A 5,312-nucleotide genomic window follows, 5' to 3' on the forward strand; every position below is an offset into this window, starting at 1 on the left:
CACCCCTAGAAATAGAGAATTTGTTTAATATCAAAATAGCAGCTTAACTTATTGTCCAACTTTTTGTTGCAATTCCAAAAAAGTATGTTTAAGCAGTTAATCGATACTTTTTAAGGTTATGTCTTATCACAATTAATTCTATTGCTACACTTGCTTTATCAATATCTCTTGGCATAAATCGTGTTAAAATTAAATAAAAAAATACCGAAGATTTAAACCCTCGGTATTTTTTGTTTATATAGATAGTGTAGTGCTATCTTCAATCGTATTATATATTCGGGTAGTTATAGAAAACTAGCTACCCGAATATAATTTTTAATGATTACTTTTTAAGAATTCTTTCTGTATACACTTTATCATCTATAAATATTTTAAATATATATAGACCTTCTTTAAGGTTAGATAAATCTTGTGTTATAGATTTTTGAGTTCTTTGGTATTTATGAGACCTTAATAGTTTCCCAGTAAAATCGTATAACTTTATTTTTACTGATGAAGCATTTTCAGCCTTTATTGTAAGGTTAATAATATCTTGTGTTGCTGTAGGGAATAGAGAGTATAATGCTGCGGGACTACAATCTCCTGTTTTTGTCCAAGCTTGTTGCCAAGATGAACCAGTACCTGGCGCAAATGCCCAAGCTGCTGTAGAAGAACACCAACCAGGAATATTACATGTATATTTTCCTCCTGCATTTTGTACTTCCTCATTTTGGTTATAAGAAGTTCCTGCTACATATTGTGAGATGTCTACACAGTTTCCTCCTCCAGTACTAGGAGGTGTAGTTACAGTTGTGGTATTACTAAAACCAGATTGATTGCCAGCAGCATCCTTAGCTTTTACTCTATAAGAATATGAGATGTTTGCTGTTAATCCAGTAGCTTGATATGTAGTGCTAGTTGCAGTTGCAATAACAGTATTTCCTTGGTAAACATCATACCCTGTTACAGCTACATTATCAGTAGCAGCACTCCAAGAAAGATCGGCTGTAGTTTGTGTAGCATTTGATGTGCTTAAACTTGTAGGAACAGAAGGTGCTTGTGTATCAGAAGCTCCACCACTGCAATCTCCTGTTTTTGTCCAAGCTTGTTGCCAGTAAGAACCAGTACCTGGAGCATATGCCCATGCTGCTGCTGAAGAGCACCACCCTGGAGTCTTACATGAGTATTTTGCTCCTTCATTTTGTACTTCTTCGTTTTGACTATAGGAAGTTCCTGCTGCATATTGTGGTATTCCAGCACAGTTCCCTCCTCCAATATCAGGAAGTGTAGTTGCAGTTGCAGTGTTACTAAAACCAGATTGATTACCAGCGGCATCCTTAGCTTTTATTCTATAAGAATATGAGGTGTTTGCTGTTAAACCAGTAGCTTGATATGTAGTGCCAGTTGCAGTAGCAATCACAGTATTTCCTTGGTATATATCATATCCAGTCACAGCTACATTATCAGTAGCAGCGTTCCAGGAAAGGTTGATTGTAGTTTGCGTAGCATTTGATGTGGCTAAACTGGCTGGGATAGAAGGGGGCTGTGTATCAGAACCTCCTCCTAGTGTAGTTACAGTTACGGTATTACTAAAACCAGACTGGTTATTTGCAGCGTCTTTAGCTTTTACTCTAAAAGGATACGAGGTATTTGCTGTTAATCCAGTTACTTGGTATGAAGTGCCAGTTACAGTAGCAATAACAGTATCTCCTTGGTATACATCATATCCAGTTACAGCCACATTATCAGTAGCAGCACTCCAAGAAAGATTGGCTGTAGTTTGTGTAGCATTTGATGCACCTAAACCAGTAGGAGTAGAAGGCGCCTGTGTATCAGAACCTCCTCCATCAAAATGGATGTCACTAGCTGAATAAAATGCCTCACCACTATCAGATCGTTGCCAGATGCTATAAATAACATGTTTACCTGTTCTGGCAGGTAGCGTTACAGGGATATTAACAATTCTTTCGGGTCCGCTTGGAGGTGTTCGTACTAGAAGAACAAGACTGTCCCATGTTAATGGCTGATCAGGAGACCAGCTTTCTTTGGTAATATATACTTCATAATAAGCAGTTGCATGAGGAGCATGATTTGTCCAGGTAACTGTAAGTGGCCCAGGAGAAACAAGTGTAGATACCCAATCAGGTCTAATTTGATCCATGCCTCCATATTTTTCAGGTCTACCGCCACTGGCTAAGTTTCCATCCATAATATATTGCCTGTGATTACCATTAGCATTTGCTTGGTTAATTTCATTCCAATCATATAATGCTTGAGTACCATGAGAGGCTACCGCGTCAATACAAGGAGGAGAATCTGGGCTTTCTGGGCCTTCTTGAAAACAATTCCAAACACGACTTGGTGGGTATGTTACTGTGCCATGGGGGAAAACAGAGAGAATTACTGCTAGAAATAAGGTCGTACAAATCAACTGTTGCCAGGAACAGCTACTTGTATTAAAAATTACTGAGTTTGTTGTTTTTTTAAACATGGTTTAATGGTATTTAAAAGTTATGTATTAATGGGTTAACTCATTAATAGACAAAATATTATAAAGAATGCTGTTTGGATTTATATCTTGAAAGCAAATAAAATAAGAGTTGCAGTGAATATTTCTAAGGAGTAAAACCCTCTGAAATTCCCCGATCAGTTTACAATACATAAAGGCTGTATAAATGGTATATCAATCAAATTAGTATAAGAAGATGATCTTTTTGTTGTAAATGAAATGCTTTTTCTCTTAATCTGGTAGCTTTCTGTTCTATATAGAATTTAACCTTTCTATTCTACCATTTCTCCTATCCAAAACAACAAAGCCATGGGAACAACTATCGCTAAAATACCATATAAGATATTAAACATGGCGTCAGAAAATTTAACATGGAATTCAAGGGTGGTATCTTCTGGTAACCTATCAAACCATCTAATAAATAGATATGCCATCCCCTTATATACTAAACTAGCATATAAAGGAAGTAACATATTTAAATAGAGTATTTTTCTTTCTTCTACACTATATATATATATACCTATTAAAGCAAATATTAAATTAAACCCTATAATAATCCAAAAGCCTTCTTTTTTATTTAAATATTTTCTAAGAAATTCAGATATAAAGACAGTAATAAGTAAACTTGCTGTAGCTATTAAGAGTTGAGACATTACAATTTGTTAAAAGGTTAATTCATAAACTCATTCATAGGATAAAAATCTTGCCCATCCATATTTACTTTATAATGTAGATATGGTTTTGCATAAGTATGATCGTTTTGTTGTAAATGAAATGCTTTTTCTCATCTTAGAATAGTTAGATTAAATACATGGTTATCTATTAATCCATTAACCAAAATAACAAAGCAAGCGGAAGAACTATTGCTAAGATTCCATATAAGACATTAAACATTGTATCAGGAAATTTAACATAAAATTTAAAGGCAGTATCTTCTGGTAACCTACCAAAGTTCTTGATAAATAAACTTACCATCCCTTTATACACTAAACTAGCATATAAAGGGGCTAACATTGCTATATAAAATATCTTCTTATCTTCTGTACTATATAGATACAAAAGTATACCAATTAAGGCTAAAATAAAATTAAAGCTTATAATAACCCTAAAACCTTTTTTTTTATCCAGATATATTCTAAAAAAATCAAATGTAAAATATGCAATAAGAAAACTTCCCACAAATATTAAGATTAAATGCATAACTGTTTGTTTATAATTAATTCATAAAATCATTCATAGGGTAAAACTCTTGTCCATCCATATTTACCTTATAATGTAGATATGGTTTTGCATAGGTATGATCTTTTTGTTGTAAATGAAATGCTTTTTCTCTTAATCTGGTAGCTTTTTGTTGCAACGGTTCTACATAATCAACAATAAAATCATCTTCATAAGATCCAAAAGTACCTAACCTGCCAAAGGTATCTGTATAAGGCACCCCATTACTATTTACCCCACTGGGTTGCCCCCAATCGCCAAAAGCTCCTGTGGCAGATAAAACAAAATAACTACCAGAGATTATCCAACCTGGAGCGCCCCATCTAACTCCAACCCATGCCATAGTTACATCTACAAGAACTCTGGTATACACTTCGTGTCTATTAGAATCATTATTCAAACCAGCGGAAGCTGCTTCATATAAGCTAATTCCTACACTAATTCCCGCAGCACCTTTACCCAACATTCTAAGGTGTTTTACGCTATTTGCTGCGGTACGTGCTCCTACTCTATGCCCGCCAGCACCTATGGCATTGCGTTGGCTGCTTAAACTTCTAAATTTTCCGCCACGGGTACGGTACCAGCCTATTGCTTTATGTAGCTTGTCCCCCTTATACCAGGGGGTAAGGTTACCAAAACGAGTTAATGCCAATGCTCCTGCGGCTCTACCGCTTATGCCTGTACCTAGTTTTACGGCATCATACATATCATCTTGCCAGTTGATCTCTTGATTGATCCTGCTTTTTTGCAGGTCTGGGTCATCATCAATAGCACCGTTTATACTAATCTCATCTCCTTTTTTGTATACATCTTTGTCTATAAAAATAATACTGGTATTGGTGGCTTGGTCTATTGCTCGTACTACAACACCTAGTTTGTAATTGGTAGCCTCGCTACGCTCACTGGTTACGGTAATTTTGGCGTTTTTAGAGAGCTGAGTCCACTTATAACCATCCCACACCTTATACCCATTGTTTGCTTCTCTCACATAGGTATGGGTGTCTACGGTATCATATTGATAGGGTTGAAAAGCCTCCCAGTGTTTGAAACGGCGGTTTTTTACTCCTATGGACTACCTAATAAATTTGGGACTATTTTCTCAAGCCACTTTTTTATTATTTTTCCAATATTGTATTTCTACTTCTAGAGGAGTTTTATATCCTAAAGAAGAATGTAATCTTTGTGTATTGTACCACTGGATATAGTTTTCTATCTTAGAGTATGCCTGAAGATAATTTTTGAATTTATATCTATTGGTACATTCGTATTTAATGGTTTTAAACAACGATTCTGCTACTGCATTATCCCAACAGTTTGCTTTTCTACTCATACTTTGTTTGATGGTACTATTTTTATTAAAAATCAGCTTCATTTTACGTGAAGCATATTGCACACCTCTATCAGAGTGAAATATATGATTTTCAGTAATTTGCCTTCTATTTTTAGCTTTTATCCAAGTTTTGTAGATGGTGTTTTCTGTAGTCATATCTTCACTTAATGTCCATGCCAGTATTTTTCTATCTGCTAGATGGATATTCTATGGATACTGACCCCCATTCTGGTCATATTGACCCCTCTGTAGCTTTTGGTCTTAAAAAGATATGTT

The 5,312-nt window shown here is 35.3% G+C and carries 4 protein-coding genes and 1 pseudogene; all 5 read right to left on the bottom strand.

All coding sequences use genetic code 11. The features are described 5' to 3' along the window. Positions 1–322 precede the first annotated feature (322 nt). Positions 323–2,470, bottom strand: a complete 2,148-nt coding sequence (locus CVD18_RS21295; protein ID WP_103867488.1) for a lytic polysaccharide monooxygenase — start codon at positions 2,468–2,470, stop codon at positions 323–325. 290 nt (positions 2,471–2,760) lie between these two features. Beyond that, the gene (locus CVD18_RS21300; protein WP_103867489.1) at positions 2,761–3,141 is read right to left on the bottom strand and encodes a hypothetical protein; all 381 of its coding nucleotides are present in this window, start codon (positions 3,139–3,141) and stop codon (positions 2,761–2,763) included. Positions 3,142–3,310: 169 nt separating this feature from the next. Next, the gene (locus CVD18_RS21305) at positions 3,311–3,688 is read right to left on the bottom strand and encodes a hypothetical protein (protein ID WP_103867490.1); all 378 of its coding nucleotides are present in this window, start codon (positions 3,686–3,688) and stop codon (positions 3,311–3,313) included. A 16-nt stretch (positions 3,689–3,704) separates the two neighbouring features. Then, positions 3,705–4,694, bottom strand: coding sequence for a hypothetical protein (locus tag CVD18_RS21310; protein ID WP_103867491.1), 990 nt, complete (start codon positions 4,692–4,694; stop codon positions 3,705–3,707). A gap of 111 nt (positions 4,695–4,805) precedes the next feature. Next, positions 4,806–5,240, bottom strand: a pseudogene (locus tag CVD18_RS21315) (transposase); the annotation flags it as partial. Between the last annotated feature and the right edge of the window lie 72 nt (positions 5,241–5,312).

The organism is Aquimarina sp. I32.4 (genome assembly GCF_002924285.1).
GTDB lineage: Bacteria > Bacteroidota > Bacteroidia > Flavobacteriales > Flavobacteriaceae > Aquimarina.

Coding starts and splice junctions, on each gene's coding strand:
- CVD18_RS21295 (WP_103867488.1), bottom strand. CDS start 2,470: ATGTTTAAAAAAACAACAAACTCAGTAATTTTTAATACAAGTAGCTGT.
- CVD18_RS21300 (WP_103867489.1), bottom strand. CDS start 3,141: ATGTCTCAACTCTTAATAGCTACAGCAAGTTTACTTATTACTGTCTTT.
- CVD18_RS21305 (WP_103867490.1), bottom strand. CDS start 3,688: ATGCATTTAATCTTAATATTTGTGGGAAGTTTTCTTATTGCATATTTT.